General features: G+C 73.2%; 13 protein-coding genes and 1 pseudogene. 9 read left to right on the top strand and 5 right to left on the bottom strand.

Features of this window, described 5'->3' with window-relative positions; all coding sequences use genetic code 11:
* Positions 1 to 5 precede the first annotated feature (5 nt).
* Positions 6 to 1697, bottom strand: a complete 1692-nt coding sequence (gene paaN, locus AMK31_RS35610; protein WP_073944890.1) for a phenylacetic acid degradation protein PaaN — start codon at positions 1695 to 1697, stop codon at positions 6 to 8.
* A gap of 160 nt (positions 1698 to 1857) precedes the next feature.
* On the opposite strand from paaN, the gene AMK31_RS35605 reads away from it, so the two are divergent.
* The 3 genes from AMK31_RS35605 to AMK31_RS35595 all read left to right on the top strand — a co-directional run bounded on the left by AMK31_RS35605 (position 1858) and on the right by AMK31_RS35595 (position 4370).
* Positions 1858 to 3375: a 3-hydroxyacyl-CoA dehydrogenase gene (locus AMK31_RS35605; protein ID WP_073944889.1), complete on the top strand. Its 1518-nt coding sequence runs from the start codon at positions 1858 to 1860 to the stop codon at positions 3373 to 3375.
* Entirely contained in the window at positions 3372 to 3962 is a 591-nt protein-coding gene (locus AMK31_RS35600) for a TetR/AcrR family transcriptional regulator (protein WP_073944888.1), read from the top strand. Before AMK31_RS35605 ends, AMK31_RS35600 begins: the two co-directional genes overlap by 4 nt.
* 90 nt (positions 3963 to 4052) lie before the next feature.
* Positions 4053 to 4370, top strand: a complete 318-nt coding sequence (locus AMK31_RS35595) for a hypothetical protein (protein ID WP_073944887.1) — start codon at positions 4053 to 4055, stop codon at positions 4368 to 4370.
* Positions 4371 to 4389: 19 nt separating this feature from the next.
* Here the strand turns inward: AMK31_RS35595 and AMK31_RS35590 are convergent, their stop codons facing one another.
* Positions 4390 to 4875: an Lrp/AsnC family transcriptional regulator gene (locus AMK31_RS35590; protein ID WP_073944886.1), complete on the bottom strand. Its 486-nt coding sequence runs from the start codon at positions 4873 to 4875 to the stop codon at positions 4390 to 4392.
* Between the two features lie 190 nt (positions 4876 to 5065).
* Between AMK31_RS35590 and pdhA the strand changes: the two genes are divergently transcribed.
* The 5 genes from pdhA to AMK31_RS35565 all read left to right on the top strand — a co-directional run bounded on the left by pdhA (position 5066) and on the right by AMK31_RS35565 (position 11105).
* Complete coding sequence (gene pdhA / locus AMK31_RS35585; protein ID WP_073944885.1) at positions 5066 to 6202, top strand: pyruvate dehydrogenase (acetyl-transferring) E1 component subunit alpha; 1137 nt, start codon at positions 5066 to 5068, stop codon at positions 6200 to 6202.
* The gene (locus AMK31_RS35580; RefSeq protein ID WP_073944884.1) at positions 6199 to 7203 is read left to right on the top strand and encodes an alpha-ketoacid dehydrogenase subunit beta; all 1005 of its coding nucleotides are present in this window, start codon (positions 6199 to 6201) and stop codon (positions 7201 to 7203) included. The genes pdhA and AMK31_RS35580 overlap by 4 nt, the downstream gene beginning before the upstream one ends.
* Positions 7203 to 8645 (top strand): dihydrolipoamide acetyltransferase family protein, encoded by a 1443-nt coding sequence (locus tag AMK31_RS35575; RefSeq protein ID WP_073944883.1) that lies wholly within the window; start codon positions 7203 to 7205, stop codon positions 8643 to 8645. The genes AMK31_RS35580 and AMK31_RS35575 overlap by 1 nt, the downstream gene beginning before the upstream one ends.
* 97 nt (positions 8646 to 8742) lie before the next feature.
* Positions 8743 to 9654 carry an NTP transferase domain-containing protein gene (locus AMK31_RS35570; protein WP_073944882.1) on the top strand — a complete coding sequence of 304 codons (912 nt, stop codon included), beginning with the start codon at positions 8743 to 8745 and terminating at the stop codon, positions 9652 to 9654.
* Positions 9651 to 11105, top strand: coding sequence for a molybdopterin molybdotransferase MoeA (locus AMK31_RS35565; RefSeq protein WP_073944881.1), 1455 nt, complete (start codon positions 9651 to 9653; stop codon positions 11103 to 11105). Before AMK31_RS35570 ends, AMK31_RS35565 begins: the two co-directional genes overlap by 4 nt.
* Positions 11106 to 11142: 37 nt before the next feature.
* On the opposite strand, the gene AMK31_RS35560 is transcribed toward AMK31_RS35565, so the two are convergent.
* On the bottom strand, positions 11143 to 12258 hold the full coding sequence (locus AMK31_RS35560; protein ID WP_073944937.1) for a potassium channel family protein: 1116 nt from the start codon (positions 12256 to 12258) through the stop codon (positions 11143 to 11145).
* A gap of 76 nt (positions 12259 to 12334) precedes the next feature.
* Here AMK31_RS35560 and AMK31_RS35555 point away from each other — a divergent pair.
* A pseudogene (locus tag AMK31_RS35555) lies at positions 12335 to 13045 on the top strand (potassium channel family protein); the annotation flags it as partial.
* 117 nt (positions 13046 to 13162) lie between these two features.
* On the opposite strand, the gene AMK31_RS35550 reads toward AMK31_RS35555, so the two are convergent.
* Positions 13163 to 14011, bottom strand: a complete 849-nt coding sequence (locus AMK31_RS35550) for an ABC transporter permease (protein ID WP_073944880.1) — start codon at positions 14009 to 14011, stop codon at positions 13163 to 13165.
* The gene (locus AMK31_RS35545) at positions 14008 to 15006 is read right to left on the bottom strand and encodes an ATP-binding cassette domain-containing protein (protein ID WP_073944879.1); all 999 of its coding nucleotides are present in this window, start codon (positions 15004 to 15006) and stop codon (positions 14008 to 14010) included. Before AMK31_RS35545 ends, AMK31_RS35550 begins: the two co-directional genes overlap by 4 nt.
* Positions 15007 to 15043: the final 37 nt, after the last annotated feature.

The following is a 15043-nucleotide window of genomic DNA, read 5'->3' as shown; positions in this document are numbered from 1 at the left end:
CCCACTCAGGCCTCGCGGCGTACCTCCACCACCCGGAAACGGTTGGCGACGAACGCCCCGTCGGTGAGGGCCGAGTTGGCCGCCGGGTTCCCGCCGGAGCCGTGGAAGTCGGAGAAGGCGGCGGTCTGGTTGACGTACACCCCGCCGGTGAGGTTGAGGGAGAGCTGGGCGGCCTCCTCCAGGCAGACCTCCTCGACGGCCCGCTCCACCTCCGTGTCGGTGGTGTACGCGCCGACCGTCATGGCGCCCTTCTCGCGGACCGTGCGGCGCAGCAGCTCCAGCGCGTCGGCCGCCGAGTCGACGGCGACCGCGAAGGAGACCGGGCCGAAGCACTCGCTCATGTAGGCGGCCTCGTCGTCCGGCTTGGCGCCGTCCAGCTTCACGATCACCGGGGTGCGGACGACCGCGCCCGGGAACTCCGGGTTGGCGACCTCGCGGGAGGCCAGCGCGACCTCGCCGAGACCGGCCGCGGCCTCCAGGCGGGCCTTGACGTCCGGGTTGACGATCGCGCCGAGCAGGGCGTTCGCGCGGGCGTCGTCGCCGAGCAGACCGTCGACCGCGCGGGCGAGGTCGGCGACCACCTCGTCGTAGCTCTTGGGGCCCTGGTCGGTGCGGATGCCCTCGCGGGGGACGAGCAGGTTCTGCGGGGTGGTGCACATCTGGCCGCTGTACAGCGACAGCGAGAAGGCCAGGTTGGACAGCATCCCCTTGTAGTCGTCGGTCGACTCCACGAGGACCGTGTTGACGCCGGCCTTCTCGGTGTGGACCTGCGCCTGGCGGGCGTTGCTCTCCAGCCAGTCGCCGAAGGACGTGGAGCCGGTGTAGTCGATGATGCGGATCTCGGGGCGGGTGGCGAGCGTCTTGGCGATGCCCTCGCCGGGCCGCTCGGCGGCCAGCGCGACCAGGTTCGGGTCGAAGCCCGCCTCGGCGAGCACCTCCCGCGCGATCTTCACCGTCAGCGCGAGCGGCAGCACCGCGCGGGGGTGCGGCTTGACGAGGACCGCGTTGCCGGTGGCGAGGGAGGCGAACAGGCCCGGGTAGCCGTTCCACGTCGGGAAGGTGTTGCAGCCGATGACCAGCCCGATCCCGCGCGGGACCGGCGTGAACCGCTTGGTCAGCGCGAGCGGGTCGCGCTTGCCCTGGGGCTTGGTCCACTCCGCCGAGTCGGGGGTGCGGACCTGCTCCGCGTACGCGTACGCCACCGCCTCCAGGCCGCGGTCCTGGGCGTGCGGGCCGCCGGCCTGGAAAGCCATCATGAAGGCCTGGCCGGAGGTGTGCATGACCGCGTGGGCGAACTCGTGCGTCCGGTCGCTGATCCGCTTCAGGATCTCCACGCACACCAGGGCGCGCAGCTCCGCGCCCGCGTCCCGCCAGGCACGCTGTCCGGCGCGCATGGCGGGCAGCAGTACGTCGATGTCCGCGTGGGGGTACTCGACGCCCAGCTCGATGCCGTAGGGCGACACCTCGCCGCCCACCCAGTCGTCCGTGCCGGGCTGGCCGAGGTCGAGGCGGGTGCCCAGGAGGGCGTCGAAGGCGGCCTTGCCCGCCGCCGCGTCCAGGCTGCCGTGCTCGCCGTAGGCCTTGGGGTGTTCGGGGTGCGGGGACCAGTACGCGCGTGTGCGGATCGCTTCCAGCGCCTGGTCGAGGGTGGGCCGGTGCTGGGCGGTCAGCTGGTTCGCGGTGAGTTCGGCGGCCATGCGGGACCAACTCCTCGTCTCAAGAGCTCCTCGTCGAGCTCATGACCTGGGCAAAGACATGGGCAGGAACAGGCAGACAGAGTTAGAGTAACCGAACGATCGGTCGGGACAAGGGGGACCGGCGCATCTGTGGAAAACGCCGTGCGGGAGGATCGCGCTCATGACAGCACTCGACCTCAGCAGCCCCGTCGCCGTCGTCGGCACCGGCACCATGGGTCAGGGCATCGCCCAGGTGGCGCTGGTCGCGGGCCACCCCGTACGGCTCCACGACGCCGTTCCCGGGCGCGCCGCGGAGGCGGCCGCCGCGATCGGCGCCCGCCTCGACCGGCTCGTCGAGAAGGACCGGCTCACCGGCGCGGAACGCGACGCGGCCCGCGCCCGGCTGAAGCCCGCCGAGAGCATCGCCGACCTCGCGGACTGCGCGCTGGTCGTGGAGGCCGTCCTGGAGCGGCTGGACGTCAAGCAGCAGCTCTTCCGCGAGCTGGAGGACGTCGTCGCCGACGACTGTCTGCTCGCCACCAACACCTCGTCGCTGTCGGTGTCGGCCATCGGCGGCGCCCTGCGCAACCCGGGCCGCTTCGTCGGCCTGCACTTCTTCAACCCCGCCCCGCTGCTGCCGCTGGTCGAGGTCGTCTCCGGGTTCGGCACCGACGTCACGTCGGCCACGCGCGCGTACGAGACGGCCCGCGCGTGGGGCAAGACGCCGGTCGCCTGCGCGGACACCCCCGGCTTCATCGTCAACCGCATCGCCCGGCCCTTCTACGCCGAGGCCTTCGCGGTCTACGAGTCCCAGGGCGCCGACCCCGCCACCATCGACGCGGTGCTGCGCGAGTCGGGCGGCTTCAAGATGGGCGCCTTCGAGCTGACCGACCTCATCGGGCAGGACGTCAACGAGTCCGTCACGCACTCCGTCTGGCAGTCGTTCTTCCAGGACGTGCGGTTCACCCCGTCGCTGGCCCAGCGCCGGCTGGTCGAGTCCGGGCGCCTCGGCCGCAAGAGCGGGCAGGGCTGGTACGACTACCGCGACGGAGCCGACCGTCCCGAGCCGCACACCGCGGAGCCCGCCCAGCCGCCCGCGTACGTCGTCGCCGAGGGGGGACTGGGTCCCGCGGCCGATCTGCTGCCGATGATCCGCGAGGCGGGCATCGAGGTCCGCGACGAGGACGAGGACAACGGCACCCGCCTGGTGCTGCCCAGCGGGGGCCAGCTGGTCCTCGCCGACGGCCAGACCTCCGTGGAGTTCCGCGACGTCGTCTACTTCGACCTCGCCCTCGACTACCGCAAGGCGACCCGCGTCGCCCTCTCCGCCTCCCAGGACACCTCCCCGCGGACCCTCGCCGAGGCCACCGGGCTGTTCCAGGCGCTCGGCAAGAAGGTCAGCGTCATCGGCGACGTCCCCGGCATGATCGTGGCCCGCGCGGTGGCCCGTATCGTCGACCTGGCGTACGACGCCGTCGCCAAGGGCGTGGCCACCGAGGAGGACATCGACACCGCCATGCGCCTGGGCGTCAACTACCCGCTGGGGCCCTTCGAATGGAGCCGCCGGCTCGGCCGGGGCTGGGCCTACGCCCTCCTCGACGACCTGCACCTGCGCGACCCGTCCGGCCGCTACGCGCCGTCCCTCGCGCTGTACCGCCACGCGTACGCCACCGACAAGGGGGAGGGCAGCACGTCATGACCACCGCCAAACGCGACACGTACACGCCGGAGAGCCTGCTCTCGGTCGCCGTGCAGGTCTTCAACGAGCGCGGCTACGACGGCACGTCCATGGAGCACCTGTCCAGGGCGGCCGGTATCTCCAAGTCGTCGATCTACCACCACGTCACCGGCAAGGAGGAGCTGCTGCGCCGGGCGGTCAGCCGGGCGCTGGACGGGCTCTTCGCGATCCTCGACGAGGAGCACGCGTGCGTGGGGCGCGCCGCCGACCGGCTCGAGTACGTCGTACGGCGCATGGTCGAGGTGCTGATAGCCGAACTGCCGTACGTCACCCTGCTGCTGCGGGTGCGCGGCAACACCGACACCGAACGCTGGGCCCTGGAGCGCCGCCGGGACTTCGACCACCGGGTCGCCGAGCTGCTGAAGGCGGCCGCCGCCGACGGGGACGTGCGCGGTGACGTGGAGGTCCGGCTGGCGACCCGGCTCGTCTTCGGGATGATCAACTCCATCGTGGAGTGGTACCGGCCGGACGGACGCGGCATGGGTGAGCGCGAAGTGGGCGACGCGGTAGCCCGGTTGGTGTTCGGAGGACTGCGCCAGGCCGACTGACGGGCGGCCCCGCGGGTGAGTACGCGCGCGTGGCCGGCATGAGTACGTCTCCCGATGCCCGGCCGGTGCGCCGGTGATGGGGTGGGACACATGCCTACCGCCGACGTGCCGTCCTCCTCGTCCTCCTCCACCGCCCATCCCACCTGGTGGCGGGCGCCCCTCGTGGCCTCCTCGTTCGGTCTGCCGCTCCTGGCGCTGGAGTACGGCTGGTTCGCGTCCGAGGACGGCCCCGGAGCCTTCGGCGGCATCCTGTACTGGGCGACCGGCCTGTTCGTGCTCGCCTGGGTGCTGCCGCACCGCCGGTCCCTGCGGGGCGTGCGGATGGCCGCGGCGGTCACCGGGCTCGGGTGCGCGCTGCTTCCGCCGGCGTTCGCGATCCTGCTGGGGGCGGCGATGGCCTCCGGCTGACGGACGCCGGGCGGGGCGTTCACCCCTGCGGGTCCAGGTCCTCCTCCTCGAACACCAGCAGCGTGCGGGTGGAGAGCACTTCCGGGATGGCCTGGAGACGGGTGAGCACCAGCTCGCGCAGGGCCCGGTTGTCCGGGGTGTGCACCAGCAGCAGGACGTCGAAGTCGCCGCCGACCAGGGCGATGTGCGAGGCGCCGGGCAGCCGCCGCAGCTGTTCGCGCACCGTGCGCCAGGAGTTCTGGACGATCTTCAGGGTGATGTACGCCGAGGTGCCGTGCCCGGCGCGCTCGTGGTCGACGCGCGCCCCGAAGCCGCGGATGACGCCGTCCTCGACGAGGCGGTTGATCCGCGCGTAGGCGTTGGCGCGCGACACGTGGACCCGTTCGGCGACGGAGCGTATGGAAGCACGGCCGTCCGCTTGGAGCATCCGCAGGATGTCCTGGTCGATGGCGTCGAGGGGGCGGGGTGGCGGCAGGGGAGCGCCGGTGTCGGCGGCCTCGGCCATTTGTTCAGATGCCATGTCCCCCCGCCTCCCTACCATGGACGTACTGCGTCCATCTCAGGCTGTGCAGAACCGTTTGTCCACAGCCTGGACCCGCCCGTAGCCAAAATGTGCCGACGACCGAACAATCGGTAGGTGAGGCGCATCACAGACGCTGCGCCTCTCGAAGCCACCCCCACGAGGAGGTGCCGTCATGACGGTCATGGAGCAGCGGGGCGCGTACCGGCCCACACCGCCGCCCGCCTGGCAGCCCCGAACCGACCCCGCGCCGCTGCTGCCCGACGCGGAGCCCTACCGCGTCCTCGGCACCGAGGCAGCGGCCAAGGCCGACCCCGAGCTGCTGCGCACCCTGTACGCCCAGCTGATCCGCGGCCGCCGGTACAACGCGCAGGCCACCGCCCTCACCAAGCAGGGCCGGCTCGCCGTCTACCCGTCCAGCACCGGCCAGGAGGCCTGCGAGGTCGCCGCCGCCCTCGTCCTGGAGGAACGCGACTGGCTGTTCCCCAGCTACCGCGACACCCTCGCCGCCGTCGCCCGCGGCGTGGACCCCGTCGAGGCGCTGACCCTGCTGCGCGGCGACTGGCACACCGGCTACGACCCGTACGAGCACCGCGTGGCCCCCCTGTGCACCCCCCTCGCCACCCAGCTCCCGCACGCCGTCGGCCTCGCCCACGCCGCCCGCCTCAAGGGCGACGACGTGGTCGCGCTGGCCATGGTCGGCGACGGCGGCACCAGCGAGGGCGACTTCCACGAGGCGCTGAACTTCGCCGCGGTCTGGCAGGCACCGGTCGTCTTCCTGGTCCAGAACAACGGCTTCGCGATCTCCGTCCCGCTGGCCAAGCAGACCGCCGCCCCCACCCTCGCCCACAAGGCCGTCGGGTACGGCATGCCCGGCCGCCTGGTCGACGGCAACGACGCGGCCGCCGTGCACGAGGTGCTGACGGACGCCGTACGGCACGCCCGCGCGGGCGGCGGCCCCACCCTCGTGGAGGCGGTGACGTACCGCCTGGACGCCCACACCAACGCCGACGACGCCACCCGCTACCGCACCGACGACGAGGTCGAGACCTGGCGCGAGCACGACCCGATCGCGCTGCTGGAGCGGGAGCTGACCGACCGCGGTCTGCTCGACGAGGCCGGAATCCAGTCCGCGCGGGACGCCGCCGAGGCCATGGCCGCCGACCTGCGCGCCCGCATGAACCAGGACCCCGTGCTCGACCCGATGGACCTGTTCGCCGACGTCTACGCCGAGCCCACCCCGCAACTGCGCGAGCAGCAGGCCCAGTTGCGCGCGGAGCTGGCGGCCGGCCAGGAAGGGGCCCACCGATGACCACCGTCGCCGTCAAGCCGGCCACCATGGCGCAGGCCCTCACGCGGGCGCTGCGCGACGCCATGGCCGCCGACCCGGCCGTGCACGTCCTCGGCGAGGACGTCGGCACCCTCGGCGGTGTCTTCCGAGTCACGGACGGACTCGCCAAGGAGTTCGGCGAGGACCGCTGCACCGACACCCCGCTCGCCGAGGCCGGCATCCTCGGCACCGCCGTCGGCATGGCCATGTACGGGCTGCGACCGGTCGTGGAGATGCAGTTCGACGCCTTCGCCTACCCGGCGTTCGAGCAGCTGATCAGCCATGTCGCCCGGATGCGCAACCGCACCCGCGGGAAGATGCCGCTCCCGATCACCGTCCGCGTCCCCTACGGCGGCGGCATCGGCGGCGTCGAGCACCACAGTGACTCCTCCGAGGCCTACTACATGGCGACCCCGGGACTGCACGTCGTCACGCCCGCCACCGTCGCCGACGCCTACGGCCTGCTGCGCGCCGCCATCGCCTCCGACGACCCGGTCGTCTTCCTGGAGCCCAAGCGGCTGTACTGGTCGAAGGACTCCTGGAACCCGGAGCAGCCGCAGTCCGTCGACCCCATCGGCCGCGCGGTGGTGCGGCGTCCGGGCCGCAGCGCCACGCTCATCACGTACGGCCCGTCGGTGCCCGTCTGCCTGGAAGCCGCCGAGGCCGCGCGGGCCGAGGGGTGGGACCTGGAAGTGGTCGACCTGCGCTCCCTGGTGCCGTTCGACGACGAGACGGTCTGCGCCTCGGTACGGCGGACCGGGCGGGCCGTCGTCGTCCACGAGTCGGGCGGCTTCGGCGGGCCGGGCGGGGAGATCGCCTCCCGGGTCACCGAGCGCTGCTTCCACCACCTGGAGGCGCCGGTGCTGCGGGTGGCCGGTTTCGACATCCCCTATCCGCCGCCCATGCTGGAGCGGCATCATTTGCCCGGCGTCGACCGGATCCTGGACGCCGTGGCGCGTCTGCAATGGGAGGCCGAGAGCTGATGGCACAGGTGCTGGAGTTCAAGCTCCCCGACCTCGGCGAGGGGCTCACCGAGGCGGAGATCGTGCGCTGGCTGGTGCAGGTCGGCGACGTCGTCGCCGTCGACCAGCCGGTCGTCGAGGTCGAGACGGCCAAGGCGATGGTCGAGGTCCCCTGCCCCTACGGCGGTGTCGTCACCGCCCGCTTCGGCGAGGAGGGCACCGAGCTGCCCGTCGGGGCGCCCCTGATCACGGTCGCGGTCGGCGCCCCCGCCTCCGAGGGCCTGGCCTCAGAGGCCCCGGCCCCGGGCGGTGCGGCCGAGAGCGCCGAAGGCCCGGCGGGCGGGAGCGAGGGCTCCGGCAACGTCCTCGTCGGCTACGGCACGGGCGCGCCCCCGGCCCGCCGCCCGAGGGTCCGTCCGCAGCAGCCGGCCGCCGCCACGCCCCCGCGGGCCCCGGAACCCGCGGTGCGGAGCGCTCCCCCGCAGGCCCCCGAGCCCTCGGCCGCCCACGAAGGCGGCCGCGTCAACGGCGACGGCCCCATCCCGGTGATCTCCCCCCTCGTCCGCCGGCTCGCCCGCGAGAACGGGCTGGACCTGCGGGAGATGACCGGCTCCGGCCCGGACGGGCTGATCCTGCGCGCGGACGTGGAGTACGCCCTGCGCGCTGCCGCGGCACAGGGCGGCCGTACGGCGGCCCCGCAGGCCGGGACGCCCGTGCGCGCGGTCCCCCAGCCCGCCGCCACGGCCCCGCCCGCCGCCTCCGCGGCTCTCGGCGGGGGCACCCGCCTACCGCTGAAGGGGGTGCGCGGCGCCGTCGCCGACAAGCTGTCCCGCAGCCGGCGCGAAATCCCGGACGCCACCTGCTGGGTGGACGCCGACGCGACCGAGCTGATGCGGGCCCGGGCCGCGATGAACGCGGCCGGCGGACCGAAGATCTCCCTGCTCGCCCTGCTGGCCCGGATCTGCACCGCCGCGCTCGCCCGCTACCCCGAGCTGAACTCCACCGTCGACCTGGCCGCCCGCGAGGTCGTCCAGCTCGACCACGTCCACCTGGGCTTCGCCGCGCAGACCGACCGGGGTCTCGTCGTCCCCGTCGTCCGGGACGCGCACGCCCGCGACGCCGAGGGCCTGACCGCGGAGTTCGCCCGGCTGACCGAGGCGGCCCGGACCGGGACCCTGACACCCGGGGACCTGACCGGCGGCACCTTCACGCTGAACAACTACGGCGTGTTCGGCGTCGACGGCTCCACGCCGATCATCAACCACCCTGAGGCGGCCATGCTCGGCGTCGGCCGCATCGTCCCCAAGCCGTGGGTGCACGAGGGCGAGCTGGCGGTCCGCCAGGTCGTCCAGCTGTCGCTGACCTTCGACCACCGGGTCTGCGACGGCGGCACGGCGGGCGGCTTCCTGCGCTACGTCGCGGACTGCGTCGAACAGCCGGCGGTGCTGCTGCGCACCCTGTGACTGATTGCCCCCACTCCCGCCACCCCTGCCACAGCCGTGCTGTCCACATGCTGTGCGCAGGGGTGGCAACGATCTTTGCGGCGCTCATACTCGGGACATGACCTCGAACAGGGCTCCGACCGCGCCCGACGCCGCCGTCCACGACGTCGCCGTCCACGACGCCGTCGTGCTCGCCGGGGGAGCCGCGCGGCGGCTCGGCGGTGCCGACAAGCCCGCCGTGCGGGTGGGCGGGCGGCCCCTGCTCGACCGTGTCCTCGCCGCCTGTGCCGAGGCCCGCACCACCGTCGTCGTCGCCGCCCCGCGCCCCACCGCGCGGCCGGTGACCTGGGCCCGCGAGGACCCGCCCGGCGCGGGCCCGCTCGCCGCGCTCGACGCCGGGCTGCGGCACACCACCGCCGAGCACGTCGTGGTGCTCTCCGCGGACCTGCCGTTCCTCGACGAGGGCACGGTACGGCGGCTGCGCGCCGCCCTGGACGCGGGCGGTGCCGACGGCGCGCTGCTCACCGACGCCGACGGCCGCGACCAGCCGCTGGTCGCCGTCTACCGCGCGGCCGCCCTGCGCCGCGAGCTGACCGCGCTCACCGCCGCGCACGGCTCGCTCACCGGGCTGCCGCTGCGCCGGCTGACCGGCGCTCTCGACCTCACCCGGGTCCCGGGCCCCGTCGCCTCCTTTGACTGCGACACCTGGGACGACATCGCCACCGCAAGGGCACGCATCAGGGAGCATGATCACGTGTTGGACGAATGGATCTCCGCGGTCAAGGACGAGCTGGGCATCGACCTCGATGTCGACACCGGCGTCCTGCTCGACCTGGCCCGCGACGCAGCCCACGGTGTGGCGCGTCCCGCCGCCCCGCTGACCACCTTCCTCGTCGGCTACGCCGCCGCCCGCGCCGGGGGCGGTCCCGAGGCCGTCGCCGAGGCCGCCCGCAAGGCCGCCGCCCTGGCCCAGCGCTGGGCGGACGAGGAAACCGCCGCAGGGGCCGACACGCGTCCGGACGCCGGATGACCGCCCCCGGCGTCCGGACCGGCGGGGAAGCCGACGACCTCGACGTCGAGGAGGCACTGGCCCTCGTGAAGAAGGCACACGGCCGAGACGGCCACGTCACCGCCCCGACGGGCCGGGAGGCGCCGGCCACCGCGCCCGCCACCGCGCCAGCCGCCTCCCCCAAGCCGGATGCCCACCACCGCGCCACCCCCTGGCCGGAGGCCCGCGCGATCGCCGAGCGGGCCGGACGAGGCCTCCGCCCGCACAGCACCGGCGCCGACGCTCCCGTCGGCCGCAACGAGCGCGCCGACCGCACCGGCGCTCCCGCCGAACCCCGGTCCCCCGCCTCGGTGCCGCTCGACGCCGCCCTGGGCCTGGTCCTGGCCGCCCCCTTGGCCGCCCTCACCGACCTGCCCTCGTTCGACACCTCGGCGATGGACGGCTGGGCCGTCGCCGGGCCCGGGCCGTGGGCGCTGCGCGACGAGGGAGTGCTGGCCGGGCACGCGGGGCCCGCGCGGCTCGCCGACGGCGAGGCGGTCGGGATCGCCACCGGCGCCCGGATCCCGCCGGACACCACGGCGGTCCTGCGCAGCGAGCACGGCATCACCGACGACAAGGGCCGGCTGCACCCCACCCGGGAGGTCGGCCACGGCCAGGACATCCGCCCCCGCGGCCAGGAGTGCCGCAGCGGAGACCAGCTGCTGCCGGCCGGCACGCTGATCACCCCCGCCGTCCTCGGCCTCGCCGCGGCCGCCGGATACGACACCCTCACGGTGGTGCCCCGCCCCCGCGTCGACGTCCTGATCCTCGGCGACGAACTCCTCACCGAGGGCCTTCCCCACGACGGCCTGATCCGGGACGCGCTCGGCCCCATGCTGCCGCCCTGGCTGCGGGCGCTCGGCGCCGAGGTCACCTCGGTGCGGCGGCTCGGGGACGACGCGAAGGCCCTGCACCGGGCGATCACCGGCAGCAAGGCCGACCTGATCGTCACCACCGGCGGCACCGCCGCGGGCCCCGTCGACCACGTCCACCCCACCCTGCGCCGCATCGGCGCGGAACTGCTGGTCAACGGCGTCAAGGTGCGCCCCGGCCACCCGATGCTGCTCGCCCGCCTCAAGGAGCACCAGCACCTCGTCGGCCTGCCCGGCAACCCGCTCGCCGCCGTCTCCGGCCTGCTGACCCTCGCCGAGCCGCTGCTGCGCGCCCTGGCCGGCCGCCCGTCCCTGGAGCGGTACGCGCTGCCGCTGAAGGACGGGGCCCACGGGCACCCGCACGACACCCGCCTCATCCCGGTCACCCTGCGCGGCGACCGGGCGGTGCCGCTGCACTACAACGGCCCGGCGATGCTGCGGGGCGTCGCGGCGGCCGACGCGCTGGCCGTCGTACCCCCGGGCGGGGCCGAGCCCGGCCAGGAGGCGGAGATCCTGGACCTGCCGTGGGCGACGGCGGGGATCGGGGGATGTTTCACGTGAAACACGCCCCCACACCGGCCCTACGGGCCGCACCGCCCTACTCGGCGGCCTCCGTCACCGGCCGGCTCACGGCGATCACCCGGTCCCCGGCGCGCAGCTCGGTCTGCCAGCCGACGGCGTAGTCCAGTCGCTTCCGGTCCCGGACGATCGCCAGGACCAGGTCGTCGCACTCGCGCGGTGTGCGGCCCACCTCCTGTGGGGTGACGGTCCGCTCGATGAGGTCCAGGCCGCTGCCGAGGGTCATCAGATCCTCCAGCGTCCGGGCGGTGGGCGGGCTGGCCATGAACGTGCCGAGCAGACGGCCGGCGGAGCTGGAGCTGGTGACCACGGTGTCCGCGCCGGACTGCTTCAGCAGCGGCACGTTCTCGTCCTCCCGGACGGCCACGACGATCGTCGCCCGCCGGTTCAGCTGCCGGGCGGTGAGGGTGATCAGCGTGGCCGTCTCGTCCCGCTGCGGGGCGACGATCACCTGGGAGGCGCGCTGCAACTCGGCCTTGAGCAGGGTGTCCGTGAGCGTGGCGTCCCCGGTGACCGCCACGAGTCCGTCGTCGCCGGCCGCGGTCACCGCCTTGGTCTGGGCGTCCACGACGACGATCCGGTCCTTGCCGATGCCCTGCCCGACCAGGGTCCGGACGGCATGGCGGCCCTTGGTGCCGTAACCGATGACCACCACGTGGTTCCGGGTCCGGGAACGCCAGCGGTGGACACGGACCTGCTGGCGGGTGCGTTCGGTGAGGACTTCCAGGGTGGTGCCGACGAGGATGATCAGGAACAGCACCCGCAGCGGGGTGATGACGAAGATGTTGATGAGCCGGGCGCTGTCGCTCACCGGGGTGATGTCGCCGTAGCCGGTGGTGGAGAGGGTGACGGTGGCGTAGTACGCCGCGTCGATGAAGTCGACGGAGCCGTCGGAGTTGTCGGTGTAGCCCGAACGGTCGAAATAGACGATCATCACCGTTATGACCAGCACCGTCAACGCCATGACCAGGCGTTTGATCACTTGCTGGAGCGGCGGGACCACACTCTGTGTGGGCATGGTGATCGCGCGGCCGGCCTCGACGTCGTCGCGGGCCTCCTTGCGCGAGCGGTACCAGAGGGCCCGTAGGAGGGGTGCCCCCGTCCGCTGGGTATGCGGCTGTTCGTCGCCCTTCATCATGTGCCCCCTGGGATGCTGATCCGGACAGTCGGCACCATGGTTCCTGACGATCTCCCGTCCGTCACAAACCACACGCTGGAGGCCCATCTTGCGGGATCACACCGTCGTCGTCGGCTTCGGTACGAAGGGGCGGTCGGCGATCCGCGCCGTCTGCGCCACCGGTCTGCGCAAGGAGCGGGTCGTCGTGATCGATCCGAGCAGCAAGGCGATCGACGCCGCGACGACCGAGGGCTACGGCGGAGTCGTGGGCGACGCGACCCGCAGCGAGGTGCTGAAGCGGGCCGAGGTGCAGCGGGCCGGCCAGATCATCATCGCCACCCAGCGGGACGACACGGCCGTACTGGTGGCGTTGACGGCGCGGCAGCTCAACGCCGGTGCGAAGATCGTGGCCGCGGTGCGCGAGGAGGAGAACGCGCCGCTGCTGAAGCAGTCCGGCGCGGACGAGGTGATCACCAGCGCAGGGGCGGCCGGACGGCTGCTGGGACTGTCCGTGCTCAGCCCGGCGGCGGGCCTGGTGATGGAGGACCTGATCCGGCAGGGCAGCGGGCTGGAGATCGTCGAGCGGCCCGTCACCCGGGCCGAGGTGGGCCGCAGCCCGCGTGAGACGGAGGAACTGGTGGTGAGCGTCGTCCGCGGGCACCGGGTGCTCGGCTACGACGATCCGGCCGTCGGCGGGCTGGAGCTGACGGACCGGGTGATCACCATCGTGCCGGCGGTCGCACCGGAGGACCGGCACGGCCTGCACCACTGGCGGGAGATCTCCGAGGGCGGCCCGCAGCTCTGACACCGAGGCGGGCCCGTGCCTCTGTCACCGGGGCGGGCCCGTGCCTCTGTCACCGAGGCGGGCCCGCGCCACCCGCGCCTGCGACCGCGCGCGGGCCCAAGCCGGCGACGGCACCCGCTACTTGCGGTTGTAGAGCCGCATCGTGATCGGCCCGAAGACCAGCACGAACAGCGCCGCCCATCCCAGCGTCCAGGCGATCTCGTCGGCCGGCCAGCTGCCCGCCATTAGTTCGCGCACCGCCGAGGCCAGATGGGTGACCGGGCTGTTGTTGACGAACGCCTGGAGCCAGCCGGGCATGGTGCTCGGATCGACGAAGACGTTGGACAGGAAGGTCAGCGGGAAGATCACCATCATGCTGACGCCCATCACCGACTTCTCGGTGCGCAGCATCAGCCCGAACATCGTCCAGATCCAGGAGAACGCGAAGGAGAAGACGATCAGCAGCGCGATGCCGGCGATCACCCCGCCGATCCCGCCGTCCGGGCGGTAGCCGAGGACGATGCCGACGGTGAGCATCACCACGGACGCGATGGTGTAGCGCAGGGCGTCGCCGAGGAGGTAGCCCACCATCGTCGACGGGCGCCAGATGGGAAGTGACCGGAACCGGTCGAAGACGCCCTTCTCGATGTCCGTGTTGACCGAGACGCCGGTGTACATCGTGATCATCACGACCGACATCACCAGGATGCCCGGCAGCAGGAACTGGATGTACTCCTTCGGCGACCCGGCCAGCGCGCCGCCGAACAGGTACGTGTACATCAGCACCATCATGATCGGGAACGCGGTGACGTCGAACAGCTGCTCGGGCACATGCTTGATCTTCAGGATCGCCCGCCAGCCGAAGGTCAGCGAGGCCGACCAGGCGCTCGGCCGCGGCGGCCGGTCCTTCGCCACCAGCAGCGCGGCCAGTGACTCGGCGCTGACGGGGGCGAGTTCCTTGGTCTCCGTGGTCGCCGCGGTGCTCATGCCGCCACCTCGTCCTTCGGGGCCTGTGTGTCGTGTCCGGTCAGGGCGAGGAACACCTCGTCCAGGCTGGGCTGGCCCAGCGAGAAGTTGTCCACGGTGATCCCGGCGCGGGCCAGCTCGCCGAGCGCCCGCGCGGCCTGCTCGGCTGCGGTGTCGTCGCTCGCCGCCGTACCGAGCCGGGCGGTCAGCGCCACCGGGTCGGGTTCCGGCTGCACATGGGCGTCCAGGGTCCGGCGCAGCACGTCCGCCGCCTCGGTCCGCTGCTCGGCGTCCCGCAGCCGCAGATGGACGGAGCCCGCGCCGACGGACGCCTTCAGCTCGCCCTTCGTCCCCTCGGCGATCACCCGGCCGCGGTCGATGACCGCGATCCGGGACGCCAGCTGGTCCGCCTCGTCCAGGTACTGCGTGGTCAGCAGCACGGTCGTGCCCTGGGCGACCACCGCGCGGACGATCTCCCAGACCTGGTTGCGGCTGCGCGGGTCCAGCCCGGTCGTCGGCTCGTCGAGGAAGAGCAGATCGGGTGTGTTCAGGATGGACGCGGCGATGTCGATACGGCGCCGCATGCCGCCGGAGTAGTTCTTGACCTGCTTGCCGGCCGCCTCGGTCAGCCCGAAGGCCTCCAGCAGCTGGGCGGCGCGCTCCCGCGCGTTCTTCTTGCCGTGCCCGAGCAGGCGGGCCAGCAGGACCAGGTTCTCCGTGCCGGTCAGGTCCTCGTCCACCGACGCGTACTGCCCGGTCAGGCTGACCCGGCCGCGCACCTCGTCGGCCTCGCGGACCACGTCGTGGCCGAAGACATGGGCCTGGCCGGCGTCGGGCCGCAGCAGGGTGGCGAGCATCTTGACGGTGGTCGTCTTCCCGGCGCCGTTCGGACCGAGGACTCCGTAGACCGTGCCGGTCGGCACGGCGAGGTCGACGCCGTCCACGGCCCTGGTGTCACCGAACGTCTTCACCAGTCCCGCGGTCTCGATGGCCAGGCCGGAGGTCTGCTGGCTCATGGTGGGTGTCCTTCCGCGTACTCGGATTACGCAAGGG

It is taken from the genome of Streptomyces sp. TSRI0107, from assembly GCF_001905845.1.
Classification (GTDB): Bacteria; Actinomycetota; Actinomycetes; order Streptomycetales; family Streptomycetaceae; genus Streptomyces.
Note: the sequence above shows the minus strand (reverse complement) of the source record. Positions and strands in the feature narration are given on the sequence as shown.